The organism is Siminovitchia sp. FSL H7-0308, assembly GCF_037980985.1.
GTDB classification, from domain to species: Bacteria; Bacillota; Bacilli; order Bacillales; family Bacillaceae_C; genus Siminovitchia; species Siminovitchia thermophila.
The window spans coordinates 1799013-1813925 of record NZ_CP150282.1 but is presented as its reverse complement, the minus strand read 5'-3'; the positions used below and the strand labels follow the sequence as shown (position 1 = coordinate 1813925).

18 protein-coding genes are annotated in these 14913 nt (G+C 41.7%); 10 read left to right on the top strand and 8 right to left on the bottom strand.

Going from position 1 to position 14913, the window contains the following annotated elements:
- Positions 1-109 precede the first annotated feature (109 nt).
- Genes MHB50_RS08655 through MHB50_RS08645 form a run of 3 tightly spaced genes read left to right on the top strand, consistent with a single transcriptional unit; the run spans position 110 to position 3833 of the window.
- Positions 110-2389, top strand: a complete 2280-nt coding sequence (locus MHB50_RS08655) for a ribonucleoside-diphosphate reductase subunit alpha (protein ID WP_339163208.1) — start codon at positions 110-112, stop codon at positions 2387-2389.
- A complete protein-coding gene (locus MHB50_RS08650) occupies positions 2374-2826 on the top strand; it encodes a flavodoxin (RefSeq protein ID WP_077113411.1) in 453 nt (150 codons plus the stop codon). The genes MHB50_RS08655 and MHB50_RS08650 overlap by 16 nt, the downstream gene beginning before the upstream one ends.
- On the top strand, positions 2793-3833 hold the full coding sequence (locus MHB50_RS08645) for a ribonucleotide-diphosphate reductase subunit beta (RefSeq protein WP_339163205.1): 1041 nt from the start codon (positions 2793-2795) through the stop codon (positions 3831-3833). The genes MHB50_RS08650 and MHB50_RS08645 overlap by 34 nt, the downstream gene beginning before the upstream one ends.
- Before the next feature lie 42 nt (positions 3834-3875).
- On the opposite strand, the gene MHB50_RS08640 is transcribed toward MHB50_RS08645, so the two are convergent.
- Positions 3876-4028, bottom strand: a complete 153-nt coding sequence (locus MHB50_RS08640) for a hypothetical protein (RefSeq protein WP_339163203.1) — start codon at positions 4026-4028, stop codon at positions 3876-3878.
- Positions 4029-4579: 551 nt separating this feature from the next.
- Between MHB50_RS08640 and MHB50_RS08635 the strand changes: the two genes are divergently transcribed.
- Entirely contained in the window at positions 4580-4831 is a 252-nt protein-coding gene (locus MHB50_RS08635; protein ID WP_339163200.1) for a hypothetical protein, read from the top strand.
- 78 nt (positions 4832-4909) lie between these two features.
- The gene (locus tag MHB50_RS08630) at positions 4910-5899 is read left to right on the top strand and encodes a S8 family peptidase (protein ID WP_339165651.1); all 990 of its coding nucleotides are present in this window, start codon (positions 4910-4912) and stop codon (positions 5897-5899) included.
- Between the two features lie 80 nt (positions 5900-5979).
- Here the strand turns inward: MHB50_RS08630 and MHB50_RS08625 are convergent, their stop codons facing one another.
- Together MHB50_RS08625 and MHB50_RS08620 are read right to left on the bottom strand one after the other, a co-directional pair.
- Complete coding sequence (locus MHB50_RS08625; protein ID WP_077113407.1) at positions 5980-6180, bottom strand: cold-shock protein; 201 nt, start codon at positions 6178-6180, stop codon at positions 5980-5982.
- Between the two features lie 282 nt (positions 6181-6462).
- The gene (locus MHB50_RS08620) at positions 6463-7296 is read right to left on the bottom strand and encodes a Ku protein (RefSeq protein ID WP_339163198.1); all 834 of its coding nucleotides are present in this window, start codon (positions 7294-7296) and stop codon (positions 6463-6465) included.
- A gap of 126 nt (positions 7297-7422) precedes the next feature.
- Here MHB50_RS08620 and MHB50_RS08615 point away from each other — a divergent pair, with 126 nt between their 5' ends.
- Positions 7423-9249, top strand: a complete 1827-nt coding sequence (locus MHB50_RS08615; RefSeq protein WP_339163196.1) for a DNA ligase D — start codon at positions 7423-7425, stop codon at positions 9247-9249.
- On the opposite strand, the gene MHB50_RS08610 is transcribed toward MHB50_RS08615, so the two are convergent.
- The 4 genes from MHB50_RS08610 to MHB50_RS08595 form a co-directional block, all read right to left on the bottom strand.
- Positions 9236-9976, bottom strand: a complete 741-nt coding sequence (locus MHB50_RS08610; protein WP_339163193.1) for a hypothetical protein — start codon at positions 9974-9976, stop codon at positions 9236-9238. The genes MHB50_RS08615 and MHB50_RS08610 overlap by 14 nt on opposite strands.
- Before the next feature lie 251 nt (positions 9977-10227).
- On the bottom strand, positions 10228-10695 hold the full coding sequence (locus MHB50_RS08605) for an AEC family transporter (RefSeq protein WP_139345707.1): 468 nt from the start codon (positions 10693-10695) through the stop codon (positions 10228-10230).
- Positions 10696-10773: 78 nt separating this feature from the next.
- On the bottom strand, positions 10774-11088 hold the full coding sequence (locus MHB50_RS08600; RefSeq protein ID WP_077113402.1) for an AEC family transporter: 315 nt from the start codon (positions 11086-11088) through the stop codon (positions 10774-10776).
- A gap of 110 nt (positions 11089-11198) precedes the next feature.
- A complete protein-coding gene (locus tag MHB50_RS08595) occupies positions 11199-11528 on the bottom strand; it encodes a DUF4870 domain-containing protein (RefSeq protein WP_077113401.1) in 330 nt (109 codons plus the stop codon).
- Positions 11529-11662: 134 nt separating this feature from the next.
- Between MHB50_RS08595 and MHB50_RS08590 the strand changes: the two genes are divergently transcribed.
- From MHB50_RS08590 to MHB50_RS08580, 3 genes are all read left to right on the top strand, one after another.
- Positions 11663-12274: a DedA family protein gene (locus MHB50_RS08590; RefSeq protein WP_077113400.1), complete on the top strand. Its 612-nt coding sequence runs from the start codon at positions 11663-11665 to the stop codon at positions 12272-12274.
- 245 nt (positions 12275-12519) lie between these two features.
- Positions 12520-13083, top strand: a complete 564-nt coding sequence (locus MHB50_RS08585) for a GNAT family N-acetyltransferase (RefSeq protein WP_077113399.1) — start codon at positions 12520-12522, stop codon at positions 13081-13083.
- Positions 13084-13260: 177 nt separating this feature from the next.
- Positions 13261-13491, top strand: coding sequence for a hypothetical protein (locus tag MHB50_RS08580; protein WP_077113398.1), 231 nt, complete (start codon positions 13261-13263; stop codon positions 13489-13491).
- Positions 13492-13523: 32 nt separating this feature from the next.
- Here MHB50_RS08580 and MHB50_RS08575 read toward each other — a convergent pair whose 3' ends face one another.
- Complete coding sequence (locus MHB50_RS08575) at positions 13524-14255, bottom strand: CAP domain-containing protein (protein WP_077113397.1); 732 nt, start codon at positions 14253-14255, stop codon at positions 13524-13526.
- Between the two features lie 358 nt (positions 14256-14613).
- On the opposite strand from MHB50_RS08575, the gene MHB50_RS08570 reads away from it, so the two are divergent.
- Entirely contained in the window at positions 14614-14856 is a 243-nt protein-coding gene (locus MHB50_RS08570; RefSeq protein WP_077113396.1) for a DNA alkylation repair protein, read from the top strand.
- The last annotated feature ends 57 nt before the right edge of the window (positions 14857-14913 follow it).

Here is a 14913-nt window from a genome sequence, read left to right as displayed (position 1 = left end):
CGATAGTGGAAACCGTCATTTTTCGTGCGCTTTTTTCTCCTATCGTTTGATCCGCTCTCTTCCCGGAGCGGGTTTTTCTATTTTTAAAAAATGAAGAAAAGGTGAGAAAATGACAACCATTATTGCTGAAAAAGAATCTCAAAAGCAGCCATTTGATCGAAAGAGATTATCGCGTTTTATAGAAAGGGTCGCGGACTTAAACTGTCCCGCATACATCGATAAGGTTGTCCGGGTGATAGAATCTAAAAATGAATATCATAAAGATCATATAACGGGCCTTCTCATTCAAGCCGCTTTGGAAAATACGGATGAAGCCAACCCGGATTGGACATACACTGCCGCAAAAATCTACCTCGCAAACTTGTACAAACAGGCCAGTATCAACCGCTCCTATGACAAAAAACAAAAATACGGGGATTTCTATCAATTAATCAAGCAATTAACTGATTTCGGAATTTACTCGACTCGTTTACTTGAAAAATACAGTGAAAAAGAGATTCGGGAGCTGGAACAAATCATTGATCCGGAGCGTGACTTGTTATTTGATTACATAGGACTTCATACATTGGCGACGCGTTACCTGGCAACGGATCATGAAAAAAATGTTTATGAATTGCCGCAAGAACGCTGGATGATCATCGCCATGCATTTAATGCAGGATGAGGCAAAGGAAAAAAGAAAAGAGTGGATTCAGGAAAGTTATTGGGCGTTGTCGAACTTGTACATGACAGTCGCCACTCCTACTCTTGCCAATGCCGGACTTGCGCATGGCCAACTTTCGAGCTGCTTCATCGACACGGTGGAAGATTCGCTGATCGGCATTTACAACAGCAACACAGATGTTGCCAGGCTTTCCAAAGACGGCGGAGGCATCGGGGTCTATATGGGGAAAGTCAGAAGCCGTGGAAGCTCCATAAAAGGATTCAAACACGCGTCATCCGGGGTTCTTCCCTGGATTAAACAGTTGAACAATACAGCAGTTAGTGTTGATCAGCTCGGAAGGAGAAAAGGCGCTGTTGCTGTTTATCTTGATGTGTGGCATGCGGATATTCTTTCTTTTCTCGATTTAAAACTGAACAATGGCGACGACCGTCAGCGGGCGCATGATATTTTTACGGGTGTATGTATTCCCGATCTCTTTATGGAGCAAGTGGAACGACGCGGTGACTGGTATTTGTTTGACCCGCATGAAGTGAGACAAGTCATGGGCTTTTCGCTGGAAGACTTTTATGACGAAGAAAAAGGCGCGGGCACTTTCAGAGAAAAATATGAAGCATGTATTCAAAACGAGACTTTGACTAAAACGCGGGTTCCGGCAATTCAAATCATGATTAGAATCATGAAATCCCAGTTGGAAACAGGAACACCGTTCATGTTTTACAGGGATGAAGTGAATCGCATGAATCCGAACAAGCATGCGGGAATGATTTATTCAAGTAATTTATGTACCGAAATTATGCAAAACATGTCCCCCACTGTGCAATTTGATGAAACAATAGATGGAGACACGATCATTACTTATAAAAAACCTGGTGATTTTGTCGTTTGCAATCTTTCATCCATTAATTTGGCCAAAGCGGTTCAAAAAATAGATGGCCCGCACGATGTACTGGAACGATTGATCCCCATCCAAATCCGAATGTTGGATAATGTCATTGATTTAAACACCATTGACGTTAAACAGGCTGTCATCACCAATCAAAAATATCGGGCTATCGGACTGGGAACATTTGGCTGGCATCATTTATTGGCCTTAAACGGCATTGAGTGGGAATCAAAAACGGCCGTGGAGCTTGCAGACCAATTATATGAAAAAATCGCCTTGCTGGCCATTCGCGCGAGTGTCGAGCTGGCAAAAGAAAAAGGGCCCTACCCTCTGTTCCAAGGCAGTGATTGGGAAACAGGAACTTATTTTCAGAAACGGGGCTATCTGGCCGGTGACAGATCAGACGAGTGGAAAGAGGTCATGGAAGCAGTTCAAACCGCCGGGATAAGAAACGGGTATTTAATGGCAGTTGCACCCAACTCCAGCACATCCGTTATTGCAGGCTCAACAGCCAGCATCGATCCCATTTTCAAGCCTTTTTACTTTGAAGAAAAAAAGGATTACAAATTGCCTGTTGTGGCACCAGATTTAACCCATCATACGTACAACATATACCGAAAATCCGCTTACATCGTAGACCAGCGGTGGTCCATTCAGCAAAATGCCGCACGGCAACGGCATATCGACCAGTCTATTTCATTTAATTTGTATGTTCCGAACAATATCAAGGCGCAAATCATGCTAGACCTGCATTTGCAAGCTTGGGATTCGGGGCTCAAAACGACTTATTATGTCCGTTCAACGGCATCCGATATTGAGGAATGTGTATGGTGCGAGTCTTGATTTGTTACGCCACCTACAGCGGAAACACGGAAGAAACCGCAAAATTGATCCAAACCCGATTGAATAGCGAGGGGATGGAAACAACGATGTACCGGATTGGAAAAGGTCCAATCCCGGACCCCTCCGGGTTTCATGCCGTGGTTCTTGGATCTTTTACTTGGGGAAAGGGCGCCACCCCCGGCATTGTAAAAGATTTTGTATATGAACTGGGGTGGAAACCGCCGAACGTATACGTATTTGGAACAGGAGACACCCAGTTTGGGGGCGATGATTTATTTTGCAAAGCAGCAGACAAGCTGGCGAAGTTTTACTGTTCGCCGATCGCCCCCTTGAAAATAGAACAAAGCCCAAGAGGCTCGCAGGAAAAACATGTCAACAACTGGACGGAAGGAGTTATCAAACATTGCCTGAACTTTTACAAAAAGCAGCCATATTAAACCCTGTCAACCCGAATAAATCTACTGCCCTTTTTGGCGGGAAAGCGAGCGGAATATTAAATTGGAATGATCTTGCTTATCCTTATTTTTACGATTACCGCGAGCAAATCCGCTCATTGTTTTGGCGGGCCAGCGAGGTGGACATGACGCAAGATGCCAAACAGTTTCCCACTCTTTCAAAGCCTGAACAGGAGGCGTTTTTAAAAATTATCGGCCTGCTCGCAACATTGGACGGCCCACAAACGGACTTGGCGGCGAGAATTTCCCATTTTTCCACTGATCCATCCGTCAAATCCATTATGGCTACTATTGCGGACCAGGAAAGTGAACACAATCACAGCTATGCGTATGTCCTTTCTTCTGTTACAACACTTGATAAGCAAAATGAATCTTTTGAAACTGGCAGAAAAGATGAAGTATTGCTAAAAAGAAACGAACGGATTATGGACGTTTATAATGAATTTGCCCATGCTCCTTCCATTCAGACCGTATTAAAAGCGATCGTTTATTCATCATTACTCGAAGGTTTGTTTTTCTATTCCGGGTTTGCATTCTTTTACAACCTTGCCAGACATCAAAAAATGGTGGGAACATCAACGATGATTTCTTACATCAACCGGGATGAACTTCAGCACGGCCGCTTTATGGGCGATTTGTTCCGAGCTGTTCTTGCAGAAAATCCGGAATATAATACAGCTGAATTTTGCAACTGGGTATATGATCAATTTGTTCACGCTGTTGAACAAGAAACCGCATGGAGCAGGTACGTACTTGGAGAGATTGACGGTATCGATCTTCTTGAGATGGAAGGATATATTCAATATCGAGCCAATAAGATGTTGAAATTATTGGGCTTAAGCGAAATATACCCTGATTATACGGAAAATCCGATGAAATGGATTCGGGCGTATGTAGATAACTTTGATGGAACGAAAACAGACTTTTTTGAGCAAAAGTCTCGTCAATATACGAAAACAAGTGATTTAAACGGATTTGATGAGCTCTAAGAAACATGGCCATACCAGCGTCAATTGGTATGGCCTTTTATTTCAGCTCGGGTCGACTTCATCATACGATAAACGGGTGACACGTGTATATTCTCCCTTGCGTACTTCTTTTGTTGTGGCCTTTCGAATCATCTTTTCCTGCTCATCTATTCCGGGAGCGATGGTTGGTTCATTTTTCCTATCTTTTTCTTTCAATTCTGTTCCCTCCTTGCTCTATAATTTTCTCCAGCCCCTTCATTGTTATGTATCTTGAGAAAGAAATACATTATTTTGAAATACCGATAAAGAGAAGCAAAAGTATAAACATGCCAAAAGACTCATTTTCATTCATATCCGTTTTCCAAGCTTGCCAACTGGGTAAATGATTTAAAATGGTTATGAAAGGAGGATTCGTCATGCGCTTATAGTAGATAAAAACGGTTTTGTAGTCATTTTTCCATCCATAAACAAATACCCCGTAGTCATCTCCACTGTTATGGCCGTATAGTAAATTGGTTTTTTGGCAAATGGGCAGAATCCTGTAGGTTGAGGTCGCTGTCAATAGCCTGGTTGTTTGGGAACCAATTTAAAAAACTGTTGAGTCATTGCTTCCGTTTTGGCTTTTTCCCCCATCTTAGATTTGCAAAAACGTGTCCCATTCCCTTCATTTTCTTGGGCAGAAACACAACAACAATTAATGGTATAGGTTTTATGATGATGATTGCCGCTGAAACCATGGGTGATTCCTCTTGAAGGGAGGGATGACTGTGAAAAAATTTAAATCGTGGGCACTTAAAAATGACTGGTGGCTACCTTGGGTCGGTGTTTCTGCAACCATATTGGGGTTGCTGATCCCGGATTCCGTATTAAAGGGTAAACTGTTCGTCATCATCCTTCAACTGATCAAACAACATTGGCTGGAAATGATGTTGATTGGATGGGGAATATTCATCCACCTCGAAATACGGAAGCTTAAAAAAAATGTACAGAATAATCATTCAGCAGATAAAATTAGTTGATTTTCCCTTCATTATCGGAACGGGCGTTCTATTTTCGGAATTTCTTTAATAATCTTACATTAAAAGGAGGAAAAAATGATGAGTCATTTTGCACATGTCATCCCCATTCATATGTTAGAGCAGAAAAAAGTCGTGAATGTAGTCCCGAAAGGCGTTGAATTGATCCAGGCTCCGGAATTGTGGAAGGAAACAAAAGGAGAAGGCATCACTGTAGCTGTTTTGGATACCGGATGTGATGTCAATCATCCCGACTTAAAAGACAGAGTAATGGGGGGAAGAAATTTTACAGATGATGATGACGGCCGTCCTGAAATCTTACAAGATTATAATGGCCATGGTACTCATGTATCCGGAACAATTGCCGCTAGTGAGAACAATAAAGGAATTGTTGGAGTAGCGCCTGGGTGCAACTTACTCATTGTCAAAGTGCTCAACAAAAACGGCGCAGGCCAATATGACTGGATTATCAAAGGGATAAAATATGCGGTTGAACAAAAAGTGGACATCATTTCAATGTCTTTGGGAGGACCTGTTGACCACCCGGAATTACATGAGGCTGTCAGGGATGCTGTCAACAAAAATGTCCTTGTTGTGTGCGCGGCCGGAAACGACGGGGATGGCGAAGAATCATCAGATGAATATGCCTATCCAGGGCGTTATAATGAAGTCATTTGCGTTGGTGCGATTAACTATGACCGCCGCTATCCCGATTTTACAAATTCCCATGATGAAATTGACTTGGTTGCTCCTGGAGTGGAAATCTTATCTACCCATCTTAACGGAAGATATGCAGTCTTAAGCGGCACGTCTATGGCAGCCCCTCATGTGTCCGGTGCATTAGCTCTGATTAAAGTTGCAGCCAACAAACATTTTGCAAGGCCGCTGTCAGAAAGTGAATTATATGCCCAATTAGTCAAACGGACAGTTCCATTGGGATTTTCAGCGAAGATTGAAGGGAATGGCGTCGTGTATTTAACAGCGCCGGAACGACTGGAGAGAATATTTGATGAAGAAGATAAAAAAGAGTTGATTAAAGCTTGTCTGGCGAGCGGAGTAATGAATGCGTAAATCAAAAAAACACGCAAAGAAACAAACGTCTCTTTGCGTATTTGAAAATGGGGCATCATCGGCCCCATTCATTTTTTTGGTTATATTTTTACAACGTTTTCGGCTTGTGGTCCGCGTTGGCCTTCAACGATTTCAAATTCAACGTGCTGGCCTTCCTCGAGTGTTTTGAATCCATCTTCTTGGATCGCACTGAAATGTACGAATACGTCGCTTCCGCCTTCCACTTCAATAAAGCCGAAGCCTTTTTCGCTGTTAAACCATTTTACTGTACCTGTTGCCATGTAGATAAAACCTCCAAAAATTTTTTAATATGTTACTAATATTTACCCTGTAAATAAAAATTTCACATATTATAATCAATACCCACTTTTTGGAGTAGATATTCATTATAACATGTGAATGGAACTCCAATATTGGTACTTAAAAAAGCTTTGATCGTTTTGTTCCCTCTTATCATACAGGAATAAATATGAAAAAGCAAGAAATGAGGAAAGATTTTTGGTCGATATGATCAAATATAATCCGCCCATTTCCTTGCTTTTTCGACATGTTGTTGATGCGGATCATTTCGCTTTCGTCGTCTTGGTCGTTTTCTTTTTTTTAGTGGTCGGTTTTTTATCCGCCTGTGGCTTGGTCCTGTCGATCGAAGCCTGTAATGCTGCCATTAAATCATTCATTTCAGTAACAGGGGCTTTTTCTTTCACAGTTACCAGTTCTTTTCCGGTCCTTTTCGCTTCGACAAGCTCCAATACCCGCAAACGGAAATCGTCCTGATACGCTTCTGGTTGAAAGGTTGTAGTCAATTGGTCAATCAGTAATATGGCAGTGTCAATTTCTTTTTTAGAGACATTGTCAGCACTCGGAATGTTCGGCACCTCTGCTGCTTTTCTGACCTCATCCGGAAAGTGGATCGTCTCCATTAATAAAGTATTAGAGAAAACGCGAATAACCGCTAATTGTTCTTTTGAACGGATCATGATTTTGGCGATTCCCACTTTTTCCGAGGTCGTTAAAGCTTTTCTGAGGAGGCTGTACGCTTTTCCACCGCCATCGGGAGACATATAATAGCTTTTGTTAAAATAAATGGGGTCGATTTCTTGGAGCTTGATAAAATCAATGATTTCTACCGCTTTTTCTTCCCCCCCTCCCTTCAATTCCTTCAGTTCGCTCTCTTCTATCACAACAAACTTGCCTTTTGCCACTTCATAGCCCTTTACAATTTCTTTCGCTTCAACCTCCTGCTCACACGACGGACAAATCTTTTCATATTTTATCGGAGTATGGCATTTTTCATGAAGAGAGCGAAATTTAACATCTTTATCCTCAGTGGCCGCATGCAGCTTGACCGGAATATTAACAAGCCCAAAGCTGATGCTGCCTTTCCACATGGTATGCATAAACTCACCTTCCATCCATTGTCTATTGACACTAGTTTTTGTTCAAAAGATCGTTACATACACAAAAACTTTTGGTAAATGCAGAGCAGTTGGGCAAATTATGAATGGAAAGGTGTGATGTTTAAGATGAAGCCTATGCTCCCTTCTTTGTCATTCGATCCTCCCGGATATGGCAAATGGCGATATGAAATAAAATACGACGGCTACCGAGCCATTTTGGAGTGGAGTGAAGATGCTATTCATCTTTGGAGCAGAAACGGAAAGGATTTGCTGCCCCAGTTTCCAGAGATCAGCCGCTTTCTTCAATCACAAACAGATTTATTCGCAAGCTCCTTTCCCCTTATGCTCGATGGTGAATTGGTCATTTTGGAAAATCCGTACAAAGCAAATTTTCAAAAGTTGCAACAGAGGGGCAGAATGGGTTCAAAAGATAGAATCATGCATGAAGCAACCGCCTGGCCCTGCCGCTACCTAGTGTTTGATCTTCTCGTTTTGAATGGAAAAAGCATGACAGACCACCCATATATGGAAAGAAAATCATCGCTGCAAAAACTTTTTAAAACCGCCGCATTTCCTTTGTCTCCAAACCCCGGCGATAAAAAGCTATGTCAGTATGTTCCAGCTTTCCACTCATTCAAAGATGCCATACAATTAGCGAAAGACTATGATAGTGAAGGCATTGTTGCAAAGGAGCCGCAAAGTCCTTGGGAAGCCGGCAGAAGAACGAGTAGTTGGCTAAAAATAAAAAATTGGAAAACGGTTTCGTGTTTTATCACAGCGTTGGATGAACAAAACAATTACTTTTTTGTCGGGGTATGGAAAGGTGAAGCCATATTTCCACTTGGCCAATTTCTGTTTAATTTGGATGCCCATACAAAAACCGCCCTCATCACGACGATCCGGCAAAATTACGTGCAACGGGAGGGAACGAAACTAGTTGTAAAACCCGGGATTTGTCTTGATCTATATTATTTGGAGTGGGCCGATGGCTTGCGCGAACCCCATTTTAAAGACTTGCGTTTTGACTTGCATCCGGATGATTGTACGTACGAGCAATTTCTGCTTCATGAAGCATCATTTCCAAATGAAGTGGCCATCACCCATCCCGATAAGTTGTTGTGGAAAAGTAACGAGATCACGAAACTGGACTACATTCGCTATTTGCGAAAAGTGTCCCACCTTATGCTTCCATTTTTGGAAAAACGGGCTTTAACAGTCATCCGGGCACCACATGGCATATTTGGCGATTTTTTTTACCAAAAACATAAGCCTGATTCAGCACCTGACTTTGTTGAATCCTGCATGATTGATGACATTGATTATATTGTTTGTAATGATTTAAAAACGCTCATATGGCTTGGCAACCAGTTGGCCATTGAGTTTCATATTCCGTTTCAAACGATCACAACCAACTTTGTAAGCGAAATTGTCTTTGATCTTGATCCGCCTGACCGTTCGAAATTCCCTTTGGCTGTGCGCGCGGCAACCTTATTAAAAAAAATATTGGATGAGTTCAACCTGCATTCTTTCGTCAAAATGTCGGGAAATAAAGGCCTGCAAGTATATATCCCTTTGCCGGAAGATCAATTTACATGGGAGGATACACGGACCTTTACATCATTCATTGCGGAATTTCTCGTTCAATACGATCCAGATTCTTTTACAATTGAAAGATTAAAGAAAAACCGAGGTGAACGGCTTTATATTGATTTTATTCAGCATGCGGAGGGTAAAACCATCATTGCCCCCTATTCTATGCGTAAAAATGAATCAGGGCTTGTAGCCGCGCCGCTTCAATGGAAGGAGTTGACCGACAAGCTTGTCCCCGATCAATTCACCATACAAACGGTTCTGGAAAGAATCAAGCAGATCGAAGACCCGTTCGCCCATTTTTTTACCTGCAAAGAAAACCAGCCTTTTACACAAGCTCTTCAACGGCTCAAAAAAGGGTGATCAGGCAAAGGCACAGTCCTCTTTCCTCCACAGTCAATTGTTCCGCGAATTTTAGCTGTGGAGTATTTGGATGGAAAAACTGCTGCCAGCTAACAGGCATCAATCCTTTTTTAACGGTCATGACCGCTTGTCCATTTTTATAAAGGAACCGATTCGAGTACGGCTTTTTTAATTGATAGCAGTCGGATTCTATTATAAAATTCATTTGTTTTCCTTTTTCTCGCTTCAATGTTATCTTTAATGGTTTATCAGCCCCAAAAAATATAACATCATTCAAGTTGACATACATATAACCGGTATGGCCGTTTCCGTGTTCATGCACTTTAAAAATATGCCCTTTCTCACCCAAGGAAAAGTAACGCAAACGTTCACGTCTTTCCCTTCCTTTGAGAGAAAGAATCGACCACCTCCGTATGCCGTCCGAAGAATATGCCTCAAGTACCGTTTGGGAATTATGAGAAGGGAATAACAAATACGTGTTTCCATGCAACGATGTTGCGCTGTGCACCAATGCAAATGAAACGGCATTCTTTTTAAAGGTAAAATAAACACAGCGAAAAAAATAGTAAACCATGAAAAGAAAAACAGCCACCCCTGCCATATTCGTGAGCAAAAAATCCGTTCTTTTCATATTAGGTAATATGACTACAATAAAGACAACGGCAAATAAGACAGTTTGCTGCAAATAAAGCTTCGACATAAATGAATAATGATCCTTAATGTTCATCGCTTCCCCCCTGTACCAGAAGCTTCAATAAAGTATACGTGACAGCCACCCATTCCATGACTAATATAACGGGAAACTCAATTAGTAGGGACGCCTCATCCCCTACTGGTTGCTAGCTGAACCAATCGGGCTTTTACGGGCAGTACTCTCTCGTTTCGCTTTCCCCTGAGCTTGAAATGAGGTTTACTGCTAGTTATTGCGGGGTCAAGAAAGTGAATGCCCAATTATAGTGCGGGGATGGTCATCATTGATCAGAGTGTTGATAAAAAGACGCCCAGCGAGGCATAGTTTGCGTTGGCGCCGTATTTGTAGGAGAAAAGGGATGTCGTGGGAGCGGACGGCATGCCGGATATTAAGGCGGCGAGAACAAGCAATGAAGAAGGAACATTCAAAAACATAAACGGGAATAGCAGGAAGGGAATGACAAGTAGTTTGGCGCCGGCTGATATCCATAATGTAGTAGTTGTGAATAAGCTTACATATTCATCTTTTTTGATTTCCGCAAGGGAACTGCCAATCATGATCATCGACAGTGGGATTGTTATTTTCTTTCCAAAATGCCAGGCATGCTGGAAGGAGAAAACATCAAAGCAAGACCCGTGATTGTCGCAATAATTCCCGAATTGAACACAATATTTCTCCGATGTAAGCATCTCCCCGAGAAAAGATATAGATCCCATATGTCCATATGAAATGAAATAACAAATGTTAATAATCATTGCATATGTAACTCCTATTTCTCCAAATATGATGAAGCAAGTGGCGTAGCGCCAATAAATCCTGGTTCCCGAAAATATTCAAGCCTTCATAAGGGCTTTTCTAGTGTCTGGCAGACCGGAACGTTTTCTCAACCAGGCAGCTAGCAAGGAGCTGATAAATGGAATATAAGCAGACATGGATATAAGCCGTGAAAATTCCGTCAGTAAATCCATATGGAATGAAATATTCAAGGAATATATGATCAATGCGGGCAATGTTATATACAAAAGAAGTTGTGTGCAAACCTCGGTTGTATGCTTGCCAAGGATGTTTCTTTTTCTGCAAACATACCCTGTCGACGCCATTAGAAAAAGCATGCTCATTTCCTGTAAAAAATGACCGACTGCATTCAACTTGCATCCCTCCCCTCCCATTACTGTATAAAAAAACACTCAAAGGACCCTTCACAAAAAATAAGAAGCCTCCCAACTCCTGCTTGGAGTCGAAGGCTTCCCTGGTACCGTTATTTTAAAATCCTGAACACAAGCGGTATGCGATAAATTTCTCCATTGTATGCTTTTACTGCCGCGATAATCGTAAATACAATATAAAGAATGGCGATGATAGGCACTAGAATAAATCCAATTAAAATGAACATCATTAAGGATGCCACGATTGAATAGACGGTATAGGAAATAAAAAAGTTTAAATATTCCTTACCGTGAAAATCGATAAAAGCGGAATCCTCTTTCTTAATGAGCCAAATAATAAGCGGTCCGATCAGCGCGGAGAAAAAACTAGTAACATATATGGCTGTTGCCAAGGTTCTTTCGTTGCTTGAAGCTGTATCCATGATGATACCTCCTGTTTTTTTATGCATGTATTATTTTTATGAATATCTCGTTTAAAAGTTTCAGCTTTATGATAATTTTTTTTGGACGAGCATAGAATAGATTAGCGATTCATAGGGCGGGGTGATGAAAGCGGATGTCAAGCGGGTGGGTTGTCGAACTTTTGGAATTTTTGGGACAGTACGGGTTTGCGGGTATCGCCATCGGGCTTATGATTGAGGTGATTCCAAGTGAAATTGTTCTGGGGTATGGCGGTTATTTGATATCGGCTGGAAAAATTTCATTTTTAATGGCTTTTATTGCCGGAATCATTGGGGGAACGATGGCGCAACTTTTTTTATATTGGCTTGGGATATACGGGGGCCGACCTTTTTTTGACCGTTATGGGAAATATTTATTGATCCAACCTAAACACTTGGATGCGGCGGAAAAGTGGTTTGACCGCCATGGAACGATCGTCATTTTCACTGCCCGTTTCATCCCGGTCATCAGGCATGCGATCTCCATACCTGCAGGTATCGCGAAAATGCCATTTTATCAATTCACGATCTATACGATGGCCGCAATGATCCCTTGGACTATTTTATTTCTATTCATTGGCATGGAACTTGGCGCCCATTGGGAACAAATAGGAGCAATTGCCGGGGCTTACTTGAAACCCATTATCGCGATCGCTTTATATGTTTTACTAGGATACTTCTTATTAAAATATCTCATTGCAAAATATGTGTCGATAAAGAGAAAATAATTTACGAAAAACTTACAAACTTGGTATATCCAAATAGAACTTTTTTTTGTATGATATTTGTAGAATTTCAATTCACAAGAACATACAGCTCATAATTGAGGGAAGGCAAATGGTGCGCCACCAGCCCTGTTTCTTGGCTGGTCTTAGTGGGTTCGATTCCCACCCCGAAATTTTTTATGCATCTTTTAAAAAATTTCGAGGGCAGGATCGTACACCACACCTGCCCTGGGCAGGAGGGGTTCAAAATGCTCAAGAAACGTGAAGTAAACGGGCATGAATGCCGGATTCTATTTGATTTGATGACGCATCCCGATGTCTTCCCTTACGTGCGTCAAAAAGCTTTTTCCTATGATGAATACGTCTTTTTGACAAAGCAGACAATCGAAGCGGAAGAACGCGGAGAGTTAATCTCCAGAACGATTCTGGATGAATGGGAAAATCCGATTGGAACGATTAATTTGTATGACATTGAAGGCAATACTGGTTTTTTGGGCACTTGGATTGGCAAGCCATTTCATGGCAAAGGCTATAACAGTCTGGCAAAAGACGCCTTTTTCAAAGAATTATTTTTCGACCGGAATATTGAAACGGTCTATATGAGAATTCGCAAGGAAAACATCCGTTCGAAAAAGGCTGCCGAAAAGCTTTCTTACGTCTTGCAGGCCAATGAAACGAAGCAAGACGTATTTCAAAAGCTGAACGCCACTGGATATATCTATGATCTTTACGCGGTTCCAAAAGATTTATATACGATGGCGTTAATGAGGCAATCATTGAAAGAGGAAGAATCGCAGCAGATGGAAGCTTAAAAAGACTGTTAAATTATCAAAATATACCCGGCTTCGGCTCTCTATTCAAGAGGACTGAAGCCGCTCTGTTTTATATTTGCTCCGCTATAAAAAGTACGTAAACCTGCTCAATCGCAAAAGTACTTTTCAAATTTCAAGAGATCGGATTCTAACGGCGGATTGACATTGAAAATATGATTGATTGGCGTAAGACTGCTCATTCCATTCAGGCTACTTTGCCACTTTTATCATGGCGCTGATTTCTTTTGGGTCATCGGACTTCCTCTCGGCTATGTACTGGCCAATTATACCGCACTGGGGCCGTTTGGCTTTTGGTTTGGCCTGATTTCCGGGCTGGCAGTCGGCGCATTCACTTTATCGTTTCGTCTGCGGCATATTCAAAAAAAGAACGAACCTGCTTCTTCCTAGCGGTTCGTTCTTTGTGTTTCATTTTTATTTGCTTATTTTCCGATAAACTGTTGTGTCCAGTAATTTCCATTTTCAACGTAGCCGACACCGATATGTGTATAGCTGCTGCTTAAGATGTTTTCACGGTGACCTTGGCTCTTCATCCAGGCTTGTACTACTTCCTCTGGTGTACGCTGTCCCATGGCGATGTTTTCACCTGCTGAACGGTAGCTGATTCCGAATTTTTTCATCATGTCAAATGGTGAACCATGTGTTGGGCTGTTATGGTCAAAATAGTTGTTGGCTGCCATGTCTTTTGATTTTTCACGAGCCACTTTGCTGAGCTCCAAATCAACTTTTAGCGGGGCCAAACCATTTTTTGATCTTTCTGCATTCGTTAAGTCTACCACTTTTTGTTCAAAGGCGCTCAATTGAGAACCATTTTGCTCTGTTGGTTGTTGCTCCTCTTGTTTACCAGGTTGTTTTTCTGGTGCAGGTGCTGGTGCTGGTTTAGCCGGTGCAGGCGCAGGTGTTTGTGCTTGCTCCTTTTTGGCTGGTTGTTTTTGTTTTGGAGCTTGTTTCCAAGTTTTTTTCTTTGGTGTGAATTTATGATAAGGCTGCTTGCACCAATCATTCATTTTTGAAAAATCACCAGTTTGGTAGAAATAATACACCTTTCCATTTTGTTGTCCTGAATTAGGTTGTGCGGCATCTGCTGTTCCTCCTGCTAGAGGGGATGCCATCAACGCAACTGCTGCTGCAGCTGATACGACAAGCTTTTTCATTTCTGTTTTCCTCCCTGTTTTCTTTTTCCGCTATTATAGTAACATGCGATTTTTGTAATATTTCAGGGAGGAATTGCCATGGGCATTGTCTGCTTTCGGCAGAAATTCCCCAACATGCAATCAGACAACTTTTTTCTATTTCTTATTTTAAATGAAGTTTTCCATTTGCCGTATACTATAACCAAAAACTACTAAAATATGACGGTTGACAAACTCAGAAAAGAGCGCATTGTGTTACGTTTGTTACAAATTTATGTCAAATGTGACCGCTGTTTTATTGATCCTGGCGTTTGCGTCAACGCCATTCATAGTATAAAACTTCCTTTCTTCGGTTATTCTATAAGTAAAGGAGGTTCCTATGAGTACAAAATATCGCTGTCCAAGTTGCAAAACGAATCGTTCCAGGTTCAACATTATTGAACAAGTTGTCCATGCGGTAAAGCTCGATCCGCAAACCGGAGATATCATCGAAAAATATGATCATGAGGCTGACGCAGGCCCACTGCATACTATTTACAATGGTCCTGAAAGAAGAGTCCAATGTGGGACTTGCGGATTAATCGAAGAGGAAAGAACATTTGCAAAATATGGCGAACAATGACCCGTTTCGTTATAGCGGGTCATTATTCATTATCAACCACTTTTCTGGTTAAAAGTC

Excerpts from the sequence above, each read along its gene's own strand:
- MHB50_RS08570 (WP_077113396.1), top strand. The coding sequence starts at position 14,614 with ATGAGTACAAAATATCGCTGTCCAAGTTGCAAAACGAATCGTTCCAGG.
- MHB50_RS08650 (WP_077113411.1), top strand. The coding sequence starts at position 2,374 with ATGGTGCGAGTCTTGATTTGTTACGCCACCTACAGCGGAAACACGGAA.
- MHB50_RS08595 (WP_077113401.1), bottom strand. The coding sequence starts at position 11,528 with ATGGATACAGCTTCAAGCAACGAAAGAACCTTGGCAACAGCCATATAT.
- MHB50_RS08630 (WP_339165651.1), top strand. The coding sequence starts at position 4,910 with ATGAGTCATTTTGCACATGTCATCCCCATTCATATGTTAGAGCAGAAA.
- MHB50_RS08590 (WP_077113400.1), top strand. The coding sequence starts at position 11,663 with ATGTCAAGCGGGTGGGTTGTCGAACTTTTGGAATTTTTGGGACAGTAC.
- MHB50_RS08625 (WP_077113407.1), bottom strand. The coding sequence starts at position 6,180 with ATGGCAACAGGTACAGTAAAATGGTTTAACAGCGAAAAAGGCTTCGGC.
- MHB50_RS08575 (WP_077113397.1), bottom strand. The coding sequence starts at position 14,255 with ATGAAAAAGCTTGTCGTATCAGCTGCAGCAGCAGTTGCGTTGATGGCA.
- MHB50_RS08585 (WP_077113399.1), top strand. The coding sequence starts at position 12,520 with ATGCTCAAGAAACGTGAAGTAAACGGGCATGAATGCCGGATTCTATTT.
- MHB50_RS08610 (WP_339163193.1), bottom strand. The coding sequence starts at position 9,976 with ATGAACATTAAGGATCATTATTCATTTATGTCGAAGCTTTATTTGCAG.
- MHB50_RS08605 (WP_139345707.1), bottom strand. The coding sequence starts at position 10,695 with ATGATTATTAACATTTGTTATTTCATTTCATATGGACATATGGGATCT.
- MHB50_RS08615 (WP_339163196.1), top strand. The coding sequence starts at position 7,423 with ATGAAGCCTATGCTCCCTTCTTTGTCATTCGATCCTCCCGGATATGGC.
- MHB50_RS08620 (WP_339163198.1), bottom strand. The coding sequence starts at position 7,296 with ATGCATACCATGTGGAAAGGCAGCATCAGCTTTGGGCTTGTTAATATT.
- MHB50_RS08655 (WP_339163208.1), top strand. The coding sequence starts at position 110 with ATGACAACCATTATTGCTGAAAAAGAATCTCAAAAGCAGCCATTTGAT.